Below are 16,079 nucleotides of genomic sequence, written 5' to 3' on the forward strand. Positions count from 1 at the left end.
TCAGGGGCGTACGGCGGACTGGTCCAGCCCCAGGCGGAGCCGGTTGAGAAGGTCGATGAGGACGGCCAGCTCGCTGTCGCGGTAGCCGCCGAGCGCCCCGGACATGCGGGCGGCGAAGCGGGGCAGCAGCTCGTCCAGCAGCTCGTCGGCGGCGGCGGTCCTGGTGACCAGGACGACGCGCCGGTCCGACGGATCGGCCGAGCGGCTGACCAGGCCGCGCTGTTCGAGCAGGTCCACCAGGCCGGTGGCGTTGCGGGCCGTGGTCATCACGTGGGTGGCCAGCGTCCCCATGGGGATTCCGGCGCCGCCGGGGTCGATGCTGCGCAGCACCATGAGGACGTTGAAGCGCGGGTGGCTCAGGCCGTAGGCCGTGAGCTCGGCGTCGACGGCGGCCTCCATCGCCGCGGCGGCGGCGAAGAAGGCCAGCCGGGCCTCCATCTGCAGGGCGTCGATGCCGGGCAGGCGCCGCGCCTCGCCCTCCGCCATGCGGACGTGGGCCTGGTCGCGGTGGCCGTCGGGACCGCCCACGATGAATCCGGTCGTGCTCATGTCAGGGGCCCTTCCGGATACATGTCGTGGTGGGCCACGCCGAGGGTGACCATGAGATTGCGCAGGGCCACGGGGTTCATGCCGGCCCGCAGCAGCCAGGCCGCGTCCCTGCGGGTCACGGCCGAGCGCTCCTCCTCGGTCAGCGCGTAGCCCGGCAGGACCTGCGCGGGATCGGCGGCGAAGCGCTCGTGCAGCCCTGGAGCGTGTTCGAGGTCCCGGGCGAGCCGGTTGAGCCCGACGATGCTCATCAGGATCCCTCCAAGACATCGAAGGCGGCGACGCCGATGCCGACCGTCCACGCCGCCATGGGCTCGTAGGCCAGGACGCGGGCCGGTCCGCCCGCGGCGGCGGCGGCGATCAGCCAGGTCCGCAGCTCCAGGGCGCCGTTGCCGGCCTCCTGCTCGATCCAGGCGTCGTCCCAGCGGGCGATCTCGTCGAGCCGGCCCTGGACGAGGAGGTCAAGCAGCGTGTGGTCGAACGCCTCGTTGATGTCGCCGAAGCGCGGCAGGCCCACCCAGTGCGACAGCCCGCCCGTGCCGATCACGCCGATCCGCTGGTCGCCCGGCAGGTCGCGGATGCTGTCCCGCAGCGCCCTGCCCAGCTCCAGGCAGCGGCCCAGGCTGGGCAGCGGCGGGGTGTTGCAGTTGACGAAGAGCGGGACGACCCCCGCGGCCGCCGCGGACGGCAGTTTCACCAGCGGCACCATGAAGCTGTGGTCCAGCGCCATCGTGTGCGACCGGGCCAGGTCGAACCCGCGGGCCGTGAGCCCTTCGAGCAGCCGCGCGGCCGCCTCCGGCCGGCCCGGCACGGTGCCCGTCGGGTTGCCGAACTCGCCCCACGCCTCGTGCTCGGGCGCCAGCCCGAGGCAGAAGGCGGGGTAGTTCTCCAGCCCGAAGGTCTCGTAGTGGTCGGTGGCGATGACGACGACCGCGTCCAGCTCCAGTCGGGCGATCTCCTCGTCCAGGCTCCGCCAGGCCTGGTGGAGCGTGCCGGACTGCTCGGGAGCGGCGTCGGGGTTCTTGACGATGGCGCCCACGTGGGAGGTCGCGGCGCACAGCGCGAGGCGGCCCACGTCACACCTCCGCGTCGAGAAGCCGGATGTCGTCCAGGTGGGCGGCCTCGCGGCGGACGACGTCGGCCGTGTGCAGCCGCCCGCAGCCGGGACACGCGTACAGGCGCAGCTCCAGCCCCTCATCCAGGCGCGTGGCGTGGCCGAGCGCGTGCACGTCGTGGACCACGCTCATCCCGGCGTGGCGGCGCCACTCCTCGGCGGCGGGGGCCAGGACGACGCCGCAGTGGCAGGCGACCCAGCGGGCGTCGTCCGCATCGATGACGTCGAGGCGGTCGCCCAGCGGGTGCAGCCGGGTGCGCGGGCCCTGCGGCTGCGCGGGCAGCGGCCGTTCGGCGGGCCAGGCGCGCCGCTCGTCCCGGAGCTGCTCGCGGCGGGCCAGGGTGGCGGGCTCGTCGATGCGGCCTTCGCCGTCCAGCACCGCGTGGTAGACGCGGACCGCGGCCTCCGGGGTCACGGCGCCGAAGTCCAGGTCGGCCTGCAGCGCCGGGAGGGAACGTTCCAACGGGTCGCCCCATCCGCCGCCGGCCTGCGGGACGGTGGCCAGGACGTCGTCGTCGCCCAGGTGGTAGAGCCCCTGCCTGCCGCGCATGACCGGACGGTCGCCCGACAGCTCCTCCACGGCCGGGATCTGCCCGCCGGCCAGCCGCGCCCGGACGTCACTGCCGTGGATCACGGTCCGGGTGTTCTGCGCGCCCGGGTAGCCGCCGAAGATCCCGGTGGAGTTCGGCACCTCCCATCCGTGGGCCGAGTTCAGCGCGGTGACGTCCCGGCCGCCGTGCACCGTGTAGACCGCGCCCATGCTCATGCCACCACGGGTGCGCCCCGCTCCCCCGGAGTCGGCCACCAGGCCGCGCCACAGGTAGAGCAGCGGGGAGTCCATCTCCACGGCCTCCACGTTGGAGATCTTCTGCCGCTCGATGTTGTGCTGACCCTGGGTCCAGACGCCGTCACGGTGCGCGTAGGCCGCGCCGCCCGTCGCCAGACAGTCCATGATCACGTACGTCTGCCGGCCGCCGTTCTCGCCCGCGCCGGTCAGCACGAACTTGTCGGGGCCGCCGGCGGGCACGGCCTGGGCCTCGGCGATCAGCTCGTCCGAGCACGCCGCCAGCTTGGACAGGCACTCGACGGCGGTCATCTCCACCAGCCAGCCCGCCTCCAGCGCGCCGCCGCTGACCGCCGCCGGCCGGGACGCGTTGCAGATCAGCCCCTCCGGGCAGTGCACCTGGACGGGCTTGAACAGCCCCTCGTTCCACGGCGCGTCGTAGGCCAGGGTCGGCAGCAGCGCCGCCGCGATCCCCGCCATCATCCCGGAGAAGGCGCAGTTGATGTAGCCCTTGGCCTGCGGCGAGGAGGCCGAGTAGTCGAAGTGCAGGCTGTCGCCGCGCTTGGTCAGGACCAGGTCCACCTCATAGGTGGCGTTCTCCCGCGACAGCGCCAGCCCGCCGTCGTTGTCCAGGAAGGCCCGCGAGTGCAGGCGCGCGTCGGGCAGCCTGGCCAGCCGGTTGCGCAGCCGCTTCTCCGACAGCTCGATGAGGCTGCTCATCACCGCCCGCACCGTCTCGGCGCCGTACTTGTCGGCCAGGGCGGTCATCGCCCTGATGGCCGTGTGGTTGGCCGCGATCAGGGCCCGCAGGTCCAGGTTCACCGTCGCCGCCATGCGGGTGTGCGCCAGGACGAGGTTCCAGACGTCGGTGCGTACCTTGCCGCCGTCGACCAGCTTGGTCGGCGGCATCTGCAGCCCCTCCTGGTAGGAGTCGGTGGCGTCGATGCAGAAGCTGCCGGGCGTCATCCCGCCCACGTCGACCATGTGGCACATGGCGCCCGTCCAGGCGAGCAGCTCACCCTGGTAGAAGATCGGCGCGACCACCCCCACGTCCTGGGCGTGCACGGTGCCCTTCCACGGGTCGTTGACGATGAACATGTCACCGGCGTTGATGCCGGGGTCGTCGGCGCAGTCCCCGATGACCGAACGCGTGATGGCGGCCATCGACGACGAGTGCGACAGGATGGTACGGCCCATCGCCGCCACGGAGCCGTCGGGCAGGTAGAGGCCGACGTTGTAGTCGCTGGCCTCCACCACGTGGGTGGAGCCGGAGATGGCGGCCAGGGTGGCGCCCTGCTCGTCGGTGATGGCGAGCAGCCGGTGCCTGATGACCTCGAAGGTCACCGGATCGATGGCGGTCACACGTTCCCCCTGCAGTCGATGACGAGGTTGTTGTACGGGTCCACGGCGAGCGACTGACCCGGGCCGACCACCACCGTGGTGCCGGCGAACTCGAGGATGGCGGGGCCGCGCAGCGACGCTCCCGCTCCGAGCCCTTCGCCGCGGTAGACCGAGGCGTCCACCCGGCCGCATTCGGGGAAGTACACCGGCCGCGAGCCGATCAGCGACTCCGCAGCCTCCGAAGAGCCCTCGTAGCCGCCCTCGGTGATCCCGGTGACGCCGACCCTGCCCTCCACCCGGAGGGTGTGCAGCTCGACACCGGCGCCGAGCAGCGCGGTGCCCGCGCCGTACAGCCGCTCGTAGGCGTCACGGAACTCGGCGATCAACGCCCTGAGCACGTCGGTGGTGACCTCCCCGTCCGGCACGGCCAGCGGCAGTTCGTGCGCCTGGCGGCGGAACTTCAGATAGACGATGCGGCTCAGGCGTACCCGGGGGTCGTCGTCCAGGTCGGCCCGGCACCGGAGGCTCAGCTCGTCCAGCGTCGCGTTGATCCGCGCCGGGTCGAGGTGCTCGGCCGGGTCGGCCGCTCCCGGCGGCGTCCGCTGGACGTCGGTGGTCTGCACGGCCCGGTACCGGTCGGACGTGACCGTGCCGTAGGCCGAATGGACGGTGGACGTCGGCGGCACCACGAGGGTGGCGATGCCGGCCGCCTCGGTGTAGGCGTAGGCGTGCGTGGGGCCGGCCCCGCCGTAGGCGTAGACGGTGAAGTCACGCGGGTCGTAGCCCTGCTCGACCGTGACCTTGCGCAGCAGGTCGGCCATGTGGTTGTCGGCGACCTGACGGATGCCCGCCGCCGCCTCCTCCACGGACAGGCCGAGCGGATCGGCGACGTGCAGCCGGATGGCCTTCTCCGCCAGCGCCCGCTCCAGCGGCATCCGGCCGCCCAGAAACCGTTCCGGGCCGATCACGCCGAGGACGACGTCGGCGTCGGTGACGGTCGGCCGGTCCCCGCCGCGTCCGTAGCAGGCCGGGCCGGGAACCGACCCGGCGCTCTCCGGCCCGACGGCCAGCACCCCCGCCTCGTCCACCCACGCGATCGAGCCGCCGCCGGCGCCGATCGCGGTCACCTTGATGCGCGGCAGCGCGAGGTGCAGCTCGCCCACCTCGCTCACCCGCTCCACCAGCGGCTCGCTGTCGACGATCAGGCCGACGTCGAAACTGGTGCCGCCCATGTCGGAGGTGATGACGTTCCGGTGACCGAGCCGCCGCGCCAGCGCGGCCGAGGCCAGCACCCCTCCGGCCGGCCCGGACGTGAGCATGGAGGCCGCGCGCCGCGCGGCGTCGGCCGCCCGCATGACGCCGCCGCCCGAGTCCATGATGGAGAAGTCGCCGGTGAACCCGGTGCTCCTGAGACGGCCCTCCAGCCCGGCGACGTAGTCGCGGATGACCGGGCCGAGATAGCTGTTCACCACCGTGGTGGCCGAGCGCTCGTACTCACCGAGCACCGGCGCCACCTCGTGCGACAGGGTGACGTACGCCTCGGGCCACTCCTCCGCCACGATCCGCCCGACGGCGGTCTCGTGCTCGGCGTTGAGGAAGGACCACAGGAAGGACACCGCCAGCGCCTGCACGCCCTCGTCCCTCAGCCGCCGCAGCAGGCCGCGTACCTCGGGCTCGTCCAGCGCGACCAGCTCCTGGCCCGAGGAGTCGATGCGTTCGGTGACGCCGGCGATCCGGTCGCGGGGGACGATGGGATCGGGGTTGCGGCGGCGGCTGTAGTGGCCGGTCGCCGCCCCCATGCCGACCCATGAGGTCATCGACCGCTGGATGAGCAGCGTGTCGGTGAAGCCGCGGGTGGTCAGCAGCGCCGTCGGCGTGCCCTTGCGCTCGATGAGGGCGTTGGTGGCGGCCGTCGTGCCGTGCGAGAAGTACGCGATCGCCGCGCAGAACTCCCGCAGGCTCACGTCGTACGACGCGGCCGCCAGGGCGAGCGCGTTGACCACGCCTTCGGACCGGTCGTGCGGCGTTGTCGGCGCCTTGAACAGGCGCGGCGGCCGGTTGTCCTCGAGGACCACGAGGTCGGTGAACGTTCCACCGACATCCGTGCCGACGAAGAACCGCACGGCGGTGTCCGTCGTTGTTCCCACACTGGGCTCCCTACAGATTCGCGCAGCGACAGCGAAGATGTGTCGTGCATGTAGCCGCTGTGTGACGGCTGTTTTGCGTTGCGCCCACTCTGTAGTGACTGGAACGTCCCGACAATGGAGCAATCCGCACAGCGGACCGAGGCGCGGCAAGCTCGCCGAGCATTGGTACGCGCCGACCCCCGGTGGTAGCCGTCGTGGCCTCCGGCCGCATCCGAAACAGCCCGACCAAGACGACCACCAGCACATCCGGGCAGCAGTCGTCGGCGGCCCGGCGCCGCGAGCACACTGTGCGGCTGCAGGCGCTGCAACTTTCGGCAGGAACTTGAACCTGAGGTGAGCTTCAAGGAAGGTGGACAAGGTACCAACCGGTCGGTATTTTCGCCTGGCATGACGCTGGAACGCCGCACCTGGCGGACGCTGGAGCCGTTGCACGGCATGATCTACTTCTCTCCGGAGGCGGACGCCGCTTACAAGCGGCTCGGACTGACCGGACGGATGGGTTACTTCGCATCCAGGGCGGCTGCATTCGGCCCGGTTCCCGCGGAGGCGGTGATCGCCACTTTCTACAACTTCAATCCGCAGGTGGTACATCAGGCGATACCGGCCGCATGGCACCTCGCTTCCCCAGCCGACATCCTGGACGCCCGGCTGAAGGCAGTCGATACGACCTTGCGCCAGGTGCTTGGCGACGTGGTCGATTCGCCGGAGATGTCGCATGCCGCCACGCTGGCCCGCGAGGCGGCCCAAGCGATCTCGGGCGAGCTGAGCGGGCGGCCTCTGTACGCCGCGCACGCCGCACTGCCCTGGCCCACCGCTCCGCACCTGGTTCTCTGGCATGCCGCGACCTTGCTGCGCGAGTTTCGCGGTGACGGCCATCTGGCCGCCCTGCTGGCCGCCGGGCTCAGTGGGATCGAGGCCCTCGTCACCCACGCCGCCACCGGTGCCGTCCCGGCCGAGACGCTCCGGGTCACCCGCGGCTGGACCGAGACCGACTGGGCGGCCGCTGAGAGCAGGCTGGAGGAACGTGGCTGGCTCCGCGACGGCTCCTTGACCGAGCAGGGCCGCAGGGAACGTGAGGGGATCGAAGAGGCGACCGACCGTATGAGCACGGCCCCCTACGCCGCGCTCGGCGACGATCGCTGTCAAGAACTGTGCATCCTGGCGCGCCCCTGGAGCAAACAAGTGGCGGCCGAGCTGATGTCCTGGGCCGCGGCTCGCAACTCCCGGGATCTCCGAACGCCGCAAACGGACTGATCATCGTCCCACCGAACCAAGCGACGTCACTCCCGCGAGACCGCCGCTCACCGGAACCTCTGTCAGCCGATGTGGTTCTCTCAGCGGATGGCCCGCGCGGGTCAGATCCTGGCGGCTCAGCGCCGGCCAGGTTCCGCATCCATGGCGGTGCGAACGTCGCCGACAACGGAACCGCGCGTATCGACAGCGTCCTTCGTCATGACAGGCGACCTCGTCGTGGTCAGCGTGAACCACCGGATGGCCGGACATGTGGACAGGATTCCCGCTGTCGATGATGAGGAGCCGTGCCCGGTGTGGTGGGAGAGGGGCGTGCGGTGCGTTGGTTGTGGTGGGTTCATACAGATGGCTGGGCTTTACATTGTAGATCGCGGGCCAGTGGCCGCCGTTCGACGGCACGTAGGTACCGCTTCTGCTGGCGTGCGTCCAGGGCGCGGGGCGCGAGCTTGGGGGCGTCATCGCGACGCACCACAGCGGGGCCGAGCCCGAGCTGGGCGAAGAAGTGGTCCAGCGCGGTCAGATGAGCGTTCACGGTGTTCGACGCCCGGCCGAGGACGGTCTTCATGTGGGTCTTGTAGTCGCGGACGGTAGGCGGCGTGGACCGTGGTGAACGTCTCCGGTATCGCTTGGTGCTGCCGCCCCACATGGCCCTCGCAATATCAGAAGTGGTCAGCAGAGCAAGGCCACGCCACAACTTCGCGATCAGGCCAGGCGATATCGTCGTCATGTGACCTTTGAGGGCGTTGACGACGTCCGGTGGGGCGAGCTCACCTACGCTTACGGGGGCCGCTGCGATGTTCCCGCCCTCCTGTGGTCCCTCCTCGCCGGCGACGAAGCGTTCGAGGCAGCCGACGAGCTCCTCAACGAACTCCACCACCAGGGCGGTTTCGTCTGCACAGCCGCACCGGCGATTCTGCCGTTCCTCATGGAGGCCGCCGGGTCGCCGCGCGTCCCGTGCCGCCCGGAGGTGTTGGAGATCATCGCGCGCCTCGCGGGGACGGCTGCGGTGGCCGACGCCCGCTTCGTGGCCGCGGGCTGGCCTCAGGCCTGGGCGCGGGCGCGCCCAGGCCTGCTCGCCCTGCTCCATGATCAGGACCCTGCCGTCCGGACGGGCGCGATCTGGGCTCTTGGCGAAGACACCCAAGACCCTGACGAGGTTGCCCGGGCGCTCGTCTCTGGGTGGCCCGACCGCGACGCCTCCGTCCGAACCGACGCGCTGCTCGCCCTCGGCAGTCTCGTGGAGCGTCTTTCGGCAGCCGTCCTGCCCGAAGTCCTCATATTCCTCCGCGACCAGGAAAACGGCGCCGACGCCCACCACGCGACATACGCAACCCTTGCTCTGGCCAGGGCGCTCCCTGGCCGCCCGGTTCCCACCACCCCGATCATCGCCGGCCTCGTCGCTGAACCCGTCCCGCTTCCACACAGCAACCTCGCCTCGCGCGACCCCGACCACGCGACCGCGAACGTGCTGCGCAACCTCGACCGGCGCAGCACCGAATCGGTCTGTGTCGCCCTGCTCGCCCGCCCCGAACAGCGCCTGCGCGTCGCGGCCGTCAGCGCCGCATGCGAAGCGCTCGTCCACACGCGCGCGCCCGGCCTGCTCGCCGCGCTGCGAGGTTGCGTGGACACCTTGGAAGATCCGGCTGCCGCCCTGGGAGTCCTCGCCGCGCACGCCCGTCGCGAGGCCGCTCACGACGCCGACCTCATGGCCGCCCACCTGGACGGGCCCACGGGGAACATCGCGGTATGGGGTCTGGCCTGGTCTGGCGACGACCGTGCTGTCCCCGGCCTCCTCGGCCTCCTCGGCCAGCTCACCCAGCGGAAGACCGCCTTCACGCTCCACGCACGGCGCGCCGGGAAGCTCAGCTTCTGGCCAGGCGCGCCCTCGCTCGCGGAGCTGCTGACGCCCTGCGCACCCTGGGTGGACTCCTTGATCCCCGCGGTCGCCCCGCACCTGCGGCCGGACTCCGCCGACGACCTCCAGCGGTCCCTGCTGGAAATCCTCGCGGCGTGGGCCGCTGCGCGGGCCGACGGGGTCGCGCGGGTCGTCCCCGAGCTGACCGCGCTCCTCGACCGCGACGAGTGGGGCCGGGCCGCCGGAGTAGTCGGCGCGATCGGCCCCCGAGCAGCGCAAGCCGCCCCCGAACTGGAACGGCTACTCGGCACGAGCGAGCGGCGGACGCTCATCGAGATCGCATGGGCGCACTTCCAGGTAACCGGAGATCCCGAGCCCGCCCTGCGGATCCTCGGCCCTCGCCTCGGCGAGGACCATCACGTCTCGCGCCGTCTCGGCGACCTCGGCCCCCACGCCACTGCCCACGTTCCAACGCTGCGGCTTCTGGCCAAGGCCCTCGACCCCTGGACGGCGCACGAGGCCGCCCACGCCCTCATCAAGATCACCGGCGACCCGGGCGAGGGCGCCCACATCCTGATTCGCCCCATCGCCGAACTACTCGAAGGCCGCCCGCTCCCCGTCGCGTCGGCCGCCGCCCGTGCCCTCGCAGGCATCGACGATCTACCAGGAGGCCATCTCGCCATCATGAGGGATGTCCTGGCCGACGACCGCCGCCACAGCTACTGGGGCGGCGTCACCGCGATCAGCGAGGACCTGGAGCTGCGGGCCCTGCTCGCAGAGCGGATTTCATGCACCTGAACCCGCGTGGCGCTTCATAGCGTCGGAAGAACAGACAGTTCCAGCAGGCGCACCCGGTGGTGGCCACGTACACGATCGCCGCCGGAATCGTCCGATCGTCGACCCGGAATACGCCAGAAGGGGACAGCGCCGGTCGTCCGACCGGCGCTGTCCCCGCTTCAGCGGCTGTCAGACGGCCCTCCACGCCGTGCACTGGTTGTTCGTGCCGGAAGGCCGCCAGCAGAACCTGACGTCGGTGGGATTGGACCTCAGGGTGTGGGGATAGCACAAGCCGCTGCGGGTGGGCGCGTCATAGCGGATGAGCGTGCCTCCGCTGTACCGCACCGTGCCCCAGACGTCGGAATCGGGCCAGTTTCCGAGGATTCTGCAGACCTCCAGCTCCGCGTGGTTGGAGCTGATCTCTGCGAACCCCCAGGAGTTTCCGATTCTGAACGAATGGGCTTGCGCAGGTGCGGTCATGGCAAGGGCCGTCGCGGCCGCGGCGATGGCCACCTGCCCTATCCGCATGAATTTCGCACGCACGATTGTCTCCTTCTTTCGATGTAACAGCACAGATTCGCGTCCGTTTCTGTTGACCCGAAAGGCGGGCTGACTTGAGTTTCGCGTGCGGGAAGGGCCTGGGCCAGGACAGCAGACGGACATTCACCGGCAAATCACGCGCCTATCCGCACCGGTACCCGTCGTCGCCCCAGCAGGAGTCGGCCGCGGCCAAAATGACCCACAGGCCCCCTCGTCGGGTTCCTTGAGAGGTGTCACCAGTAGACTCTTCGAAAGCGATCCCGACGAGCCGCTTGTCCATCTGGTGGACAAGCTGAAATCTGGTGCAGCTTGGAGTGCATGCCTGCGAGGCCGGCGACCACCCTGCCTTGACGAACGCCTTCCACAACTGATCACGCCGGAGTTGCGGGTCTACCAGAACGGACAGTGAGGCGCCGTTGTCGGTGGAGTCGCATCCGTTCCACTCGTCGACACTCACCCGCTTGGCTGATGGCAGAACAGCGCTGACCGCCTGCAGATAAAGTGCGTTCTCCCGGTTCGCCCGGTCGATACATACCTGGCCGCCACCCTACATGCCCTCGTGGCCGGGGGTGCAGCCCATCAGACCGGCCCCCAAAAGCATCAAGGCGCCCGTCGCGCGGAGCCCCCTGAGCGGGCGAATCGAGCGGCATAATCCCATAGGTACAGTAGATCATCTGTCCCAGCGTCCCGGCACCTGAACGCGCGTCGGCACTTGGCCAACAGTGTCTCCCAAAGAGGAGTTCTTCCGGCGAAAGCCGTTCAATGGCCGGCGTGCCACGACTCTGCGGCAGCGCCGGCCTCGACCTGCCAGCGGCAGATCATCTTGGGGATCAGGCCGGCTCCGATGCGCTGGTAGAAGCGTTGTGCCGCCTCGTTCGCCGCGGCGACCTCCCATCGGATCACCCGGCCGTCCGCGACCTCGGCGACGGCGCCCATCAGCCGCTCCCCCACCCCGTGGCCGCGCTCCCCCTCGCGGACGAAGAGGTCGTCCAGCGCGAGATAGTCGCCGCCCGACCACAGGCTGACCCGCACGAGCCAGGACACATAACCGATCGCGCGCCCGTTCCGCTCCGCGATCAAGTAGGTGATCTCGGGGCGCGCGAGCAGTTCGCGCATGCGGTCGACGCTCACGCTGACCGCGGACCGCTGGCCCTGATGCCCGGCGAGCTCGCACATCAACGCATGAACGGTCGCTGCGTCGGCGGCCGTCGCACGACGGATGGACACCACGACGGACACCTCTTTCAACCGGTGGGAGGAACATGACGGAGCCGGAGGAGCGCCAGGACTGCGGCGCCGGCCGCGATGACGGCCGCGACGACGGCCGCCACGTTGAGCCCGCCGGCGAACGCCTCATGGGCGGAGGTGAGCACCGACGCGGCGAGGTCGGCCGGGAGCCCTTGGGCTGCCGACACCGCCCCGTCGAGGCTGTCGCGACTGGCCGCGGCGGCCTCGGGCGGCAGATCGCTGGGCAGCGCGGTGGCGGCCTGGGATCGGTAGACGACGGCGCCGATGCTGCCGATGACGGCGATGCCGAGCGAGATGCCCAGGTCGCTGCAGGTGGTGGCCAGTCCGGAGGCCGCTCCCGCCTTCTGCGGTGGCACCGAGCCGACGACGAGGTTGGTGGTCAGCGCCATGGACGGCGCGACGGCGGGATAGAGCACCATGAAGCCGGCGACCAGCAGTGGCAGCCCGCCCGCGACGTGGACCTGGGTGAGCATCAGGTAACCGATCACCTGCACGGCCAGCCCGGCGGCGATCAGGTGGCCGGGGCGGATGCGCCGTACCAGGACGGGTGAGAGCGTGGAGACCACCACCAGCAGGGCCGCCCCGGGCAGCACCCAGAGCCCGGCCCGCAGCGGCGAGAGCCCCTCGACGAGTTGCAGGTATTGGGTGAACAGCAGGTAGATGCCGCCGAGCGCGGTCGCGGCGAGCAGGAAGACGCTCAGCGCGCCGCTGACCGTGCGGTTGGCGAACAGCCGCACGTCCAGCAGCGGCTCGGGCAGGCGGAGCTGGCGGACGAGGAACCAGGCGCCGAACGCCAGCCCGAGCGCGATGCCGGCCAGTGCGGGCAGGAGCGAGTCCGGCCTGGCCAGCTCCTTGACGCCGTAGACGATCGGCAGCAGGGTCGCCAGCGACAGCAGCACGCTGAACAGGTCGGGGCTGCCGGCGGCCGGGTTGCGGGGGTTGGGCAGCAGCAGCGGGGCGCCGATCGCGACGATCGCCATGATGGGCACCGCGACCAGGAAGGCCGCGCGCCAGGAGAACGCCTCCAGCAGCGCCCCGCCGATCACCGGGCCGAGACCGGTGCCGACGGAGATGCCGCCCGACCAGATGCCGACCGCGATGCCGCGCTGCCGGGGGTCGGCGAACGTGCTGAAGATCAGGCCGAGGGTGGCGGGCATCTGGGTGGCCGCGGCGACGCCCAGCAGCGCTCGCCAGACGATCATCAAGGCGGGGTCGGAGGTGTTGGCGGCGATCAACGATACGACGGCGAAGACGGCGGCGCCGGAGATCAGCAGCCGGCGGTGGCCGATGCGGTCTCCCAAGGTGCCCATGGTGACCAGGAGGCCGGCCATCAGGAAGCCGTAGATGTCGATGATCCACAGCGCTTGGGTGCTGCTCGGCTTCAGGTCCGCGGCCAGCTGGGGGATGGCCAGGAACAGGATGGTGAGCATCATGAACAGCAACAGGGCGGGCAGGACCAGCACCACCAGCCCCGCCCATTGTCTGGGCCCGGCACGCCGGACGTCGTCGATGTCCACGGATGACATGAGTGTGTTCCTTCGGTCGGGAGTGGTCCGGCGGGTCTGTCGGACCGCCCGGACGTGACCGCGCCAACGTTAGGAAGGCTGGGGCGGTCGCCGAATCAGTGAACCCGCCGGTCCCGGCGGCGCTGGGCCGGTCCGTGTCCGTTCGGGCGCTCGGCGAGGACCAGCCGCATGAGCTCGGCGCGCGAGGTGATGCCGGCTTTCTGGAAGACCTTGCGCAGGTGGTAGTCCACGGTCCGTGGGCTGAGGAAGAGCTGGGCGGCGATCTCCCGGTTCGTCAGTCCTTCGCCGACGGCCAGGGTGATGCGCAGCTCCTGCGGGGTGAGCGTGCTCAAGGCGCTTGCGTCATGGGGCCGCGCAGACTCGCCGGCGGCGCGCAGCTCGCCCCGCACCCGCTCCTCCCAGGCGAGCGCGCCGAGGCGGTGGAACGTCTCGGCCGCGGCGCGCAGGTGGTGCTGGGCCCGTACACGCTGCCGGTTCCTGCGCAGTTGCTCGCCGAGCAGCAGGTGTGTCCTGGCGTGCTCCAGTGAGAAGCCGGAGCCGACGCGCAGGCTTTCCGCGAAGTGCTCCTCGGCGGTGCCGCCGGTGGAGAGCAGCGCCCGGCAGCGGGCGGCGAGGGCGGCCTGCTCGGGTGAGGCGGTGTGCCGGCTCCACTGTTCGTGGCGCGCCGCGGCAGCGGCGGCCCGGTCCCGCTCGCCGACGCGGACCAGGGCCTCGACGAGGTCGGGGACGACCCCCATGACGAGGTCGGCGGGCGTGCCGGCGTCCCAGTCGCCGATCGCCTCGAAGTGCCGGACAGCTTCGTGGTACCTGCCGGCGGCCAGCTCGATGAGGCCGAGTGCCCGCCAGGCATGGCCCATCGCGTCGGGCAGCCTGCGCTCACTCGCCTCGGCAAGCACGCCGGCGGCCAGTTCGGCGGCGTCCGGGCGGCCGCGCATGGCCGCACACACGGCGAGCAGGCCCCGGTTGCGGCAGGCCGTGCTCGGCTGGCCGACCTCGACGGCGAACTGGTGGCCCTCCTCCGCGTGGGCCTCGGCAAGCCCGAGCCTGCCGCGCGCGAGCTCGTCGGCGGCTTGATACTCCAGATTCCACGCCAGCGCCCCGAGTGATCCGCCGACGCGTGCGAGCTGTCCGGCGTCGTGGTACAGGCGTCTGCCCAGCTCGTGGTCACCGAGCCCGCGTGCCACAGCGCCGGCCATGGTCATCAGGATCGGATCGGTGAGCGCGTCGAGCGCGGCGCCGTCCCATCGCACGATCGCGGGGTTCTGATCGGTACGGGCCTGGCCGGCGTGGCGCAGGAGCAGCAGCACCGCGTCCGCCGGATCGTCCGGCGCCAGCGGGATCCCCTGGAGCCAGCCGGCGAGGTCGGCCCAGACCTCGGAGCGGCGGGTACGGGTACCGAGGTCGGCGTACATCGCCACGGTCGCGGCGAAACGACGCCGGTCAAGGCGCAGTACGTGCGGGATCCATGAACGGATGAGGGCCAGCGCGTCCTCGGGAGAGCCGGCGAACTCGGCCACGATGGCGCGCATCACCGCCAGCGGGATCCGGTCGGCCTCGTCCAGGTGGGGTTCGCGCTCGGCGCGGTCGAGCAGTTCCATGGCCCTCGCGGTGAACCCGCCGTGCAGGGCGGCGTGCGCGGCGGTCCAAAGCCGCCGTCCCCGGCGCCGGTCGTCCGCGGTGAGCTCGGCCGCTCGCGACAGCGCGGCCATGGCCGCGGCCGGGCCGCCGCGCGAAGCCACCTGCTCGGCCGAGCGTTCGAGCTGCTCGGCGGCCTGCTCGTCGGGGCCGACCGCGGCCTGACCGAGGTGCCAGGCGCGGCGATGCTGGTCGGCCGGGCCGTCGAAAGCCGCGGCGAGGGCGCGATGGATGGCCGCCCGCCGATCGGCGCCGGCGCTGTGATAGATCGCGGACCGGATCAGCGGATGCCGGAACACCAGCCGTGTCCCGTCGTAGGACAGCAGCTCGTCGAGCTCGGCCCGGTGCAGCGGGCCGGTGTCCACCCGCAGCGAAGCGGCGGCCCGTTCGAAGCCGTTGAGGCTGCCCGAGCCGTCGGCGGCGATCAGCTGGAGCAGCGGCAACGACCCGGCGTGCCGTGCCTGGACCTTGGCCAGGAACGATCGCCGCAACTCGTCATGCAGGGCCGGCGGCTCGTGCATGCCCTCCACGGGTAACGGCTGTCCGGCGAGCTCGATGAGGGCCAGCGGGTTGCCGCCGGTGACGGCCAGCAGGCGGTTCTGTTCGCTGCCGGTCAGCCGCCGCTCGGCGAGCAGGGCCTTGGCCGATTCCCGGTCCAGGCCCATGAGCGGGACGCGGCGCAGGTCGGGCAGATCGGCACCGTTACCCTCGTCGGCCCGTTCGGCGAACACCAGCACGACAGGCTCGTCGGACAGGCGGCGGGCGACGAATGCCAGGGTCTTCAGCGTCGGCTGGTCCGCCCAGTGCGCGTCGTCGACGACGCACAGCACCGGCTGCTCGCCGGCCAGCAGGGACAGCACCGACAGGGTCGACAGGGCGACCAGGAACGGGTCGGGCGGTGTTCCGTGCGTGCGCCCGAACAGCACGTCCAGGGCCTGCGCCTGCGGGCCCGGCAGCCCGTTGACCTGGCCGAGCACGGGCAGGAGGAGTTGGTGCAGCGTCGCGTACGCGAGATCGGACTCCGGCTCGGCACCGACGGCGCGCAGGACCTGGAAGCCGGCGGCCCGTTCCTCGGCGCAGGACAGCAGCGCGGTCTTGCCGATGCCGGGCTCGCCCTGCAGGATCACTCCGCCGCCACGGCCCTGGGCGGCGTTCCGGAGCAACGACTCGAGCAGCCGGAGCTCGTGGTCCCTGCCCAGCACCCGCCGGGCGTGAGAAGCACCGGCACCTGCGACGACGCGGGCATGCCTCGCCGGGACCGGCGACTTCGCGGATGCGGTTACAGCCATGGCTCTCCTACCGTCGTACCCGGGAC

Annotated in this window: 12 protein-coding genes; 2 read left to right on the forward strand and 10 right to left on the reverse strand. The window is 71.4% G+C overall.

The window, feature by feature from the left end; all coding sequences use genetic code 11:
- From SMD20_RS45455 to SMD20_RS45475, 5 genes are read right to left on the reverse strand one after another with little or no spacing between them, the layout of a single operon-like run.
- Entirely contained in the window at positions 1 to 549 is a 549-nt protein-coding gene (locus SMD20_RS45455) for a MarR family winged helix-turn-helix transcriptional regulator (RefSeq protein ID WP_329593682.1), read from the reverse strand.
- Positions 546 to 797, reverse strand: a complete 252-nt coding sequence (locus SMD20_RS45460) for a hypothetical protein (RefSeq protein WP_329593684.1) — start codon at positions 795 to 797, stop codon at positions 546 to 548. Before SMD20_RS45460 ends, SMD20_RS45455 begins: the two co-directional genes overlap by 4 nt.
- Positions 797 to 1,621 carry a hypothetical protein gene (locus SMD20_RS45465; RefSeq protein ID WP_329593686.1) on the reverse strand — a complete coding sequence of 275 codons (825 nt, stop codon included), beginning with the start codon at positions 1,619 to 1,621 and terminating at the stop codon, positions 797 to 799. The genes SMD20_RS45460 and SMD20_RS45465 overlap by 1 nt, the downstream gene beginning before the upstream one ends.
- Before the next feature lies 1 nt (position 1,622).
- Positions 1,623 to 3,806 carry a hydantoinase B/oxoprolinase family protein gene (locus SMD20_RS45470; RefSeq protein ID WP_329593688.1) on the reverse strand — a complete coding sequence of 728 codons (2,184 nt, stop codon included), beginning with the start codon at positions 3,804 to 3,806 and terminating at the stop codon, positions 1,623 to 1,625.
- Positions 3,803 to 5,932: a hydantoinase/oxoprolinase family protein gene (locus tag SMD20_RS45475; RefSeq protein ID WP_329593690.1), complete on the reverse strand. Its 2,130-nt coding sequence runs from the start codon at positions 5,930 to 5,932 to the stop codon at positions 3,803 to 3,805. Before SMD20_RS45475 ends, SMD20_RS45470 begins: the two co-directional genes overlap by 4 nt.
- A 387-nt stretch (positions 5,933 to 6,319) precedes the next feature.
- Between SMD20_RS45475 and SMD20_RS45480 the strand changes: the two genes are divergently transcribed.
- Positions 6,320 to 7,186 carry an SCO6745 family protein gene (locus tag SMD20_RS45480; RefSeq protein ID WP_329593691.1) on the forward strand — a complete coding sequence of 289 codons (867 nt, stop codon included), beginning with the start codon at positions 6,320 to 6,322 and terminating at the stop codon, positions 7,184 to 7,186.
- A gap of 334 nt (positions 7,187 to 7,520) precedes the next feature.
- On the opposite strand, the gene SMD20_RS45485 is transcribed toward SMD20_RS45480, so the two are convergent.
- Entirely contained in the window at positions 7,521 to 7,748 is a 228-nt protein-coding gene (locus SMD20_RS45485; protein ID WP_329593693.1) for a hypothetical protein, read from the reverse strand.
- Between the two features lie 162 nt (positions 7,749 to 7,910).
- On the opposite strand from SMD20_RS45485, the gene SMD20_RS45490 reads away from it, so the two are divergent.
- A complete protein-coding gene (locus tag SMD20_RS45490; protein WP_329593694.1) occupies positions 7,911 to 9,836 on the forward strand; it encodes a HEAT repeat domain-containing protein in 1,926 nt (641 codons plus the stop codon).
- Between the two features lie 168 nt (positions 9,837 to 10,004).
- Here SMD20_RS45490 and SMD20_RS45495 read toward each other — a convergent pair whose 3' ends face one another.
- From SMD20_RS45495 to SMD20_RS45510, 4 genes are all read right to left on the reverse strand, one after another.
- Positions 10,005 to 10,358 (reverse strand): hypothetical protein, encoded by a 354-nt coding sequence (locus tag SMD20_RS45495; RefSeq protein WP_329593696.1) that lies wholly within the window; start codon positions 10,356 to 10,358, stop codon positions 10,005 to 10,007.
- A 756-nt stretch (positions 10,359 to 11,114) separates the two neighbouring features.
- The gene (locus SMD20_RS45500) at positions 11,115 to 11,585 is read right to left on the reverse strand and encodes a GNAT family N-acetyltransferase (RefSeq protein WP_329593698.1); all 471 of its coding nucleotides are present in this window, start codon (positions 11,583 to 11,585) and stop codon (positions 11,115 to 11,117) included.
- A 14-nt stretch (positions 11,586 to 11,599) separates the two neighbouring features.
- Positions 11,600 to 13,129, reverse strand: coding sequence for an MFS transporter (locus tag SMD20_RS45505; RefSeq protein WP_329593700.1), 1,530 nt, complete (start codon positions 13,127 to 13,129; stop codon positions 11,600 to 11,602).
- A gap of 95 nt (positions 13,130 to 13,224) precedes the next feature.
- Entirely contained in the window at positions 13,225 to 16,053 is a 2,829-nt protein-coding gene (locus SMD20_RS45510; protein WP_329593703.1) for a helix-turn-helix transcriptional regulator, read from the reverse strand.
- Positions 16,054 to 16,079: the final 26 nt, after the last annotated feature.

Origin of the sequence: Nonomuraea sp. LP-02, assembly GCF_036289125.1 — a bacterium.
Lineage (GTDB): Bacteria > Actinomycetota > Actinomycetes > Streptosporangiales > Streptosporangiaceae > Nonomuraea > Nonomuraea bangladeshensis.

Bases quoted from the DNA above. Each gene is read 5' to 3' on its own strand.
- SMD20_RS45455 (WP_329593682.1), bottom strand. From the start codon at position 549: ATGAGCACGACCGGATTCATCGTGGGCGGTCCCGACGGCCACCGCGAC.
- SMD20_RS45460 (WP_329593684.1), bottom strand. From the start codon at position 797: ATGAGCATCGTCGGGCTCAACCGGCTCGCCCGGGACCTCGAACACGCT.
- SMD20_RS45480 (WP_329593691.1), top strand. From the start codon at position 6,320: ATGACGCTGGAACGCCGCACCTGGCGGACGCTGGAGCCGTTGCACGGC.
- SMD20_RS45485 (WP_329593693.1), bottom strand. From the start codon at position 7,748: ATGAAGACCGTCCTCGGCCGGGCGTCGAACACCGTGAACGCTCATCTG.
- SMD20_RS45505 (WP_329593700.1), bottom strand. From the start codon at position 13,129: ATGTCATCCGTGGACATCGACGACGTCCGGCGTGCCGGGCCCAGACAA.
- SMD20_RS45510 (WP_329593703.1), bottom strand. From the start codon at position 16,053: ATGGCTGTAACCGCATCCGCGAAGTCGCCGGTCCCGGCGAGGCATGCC.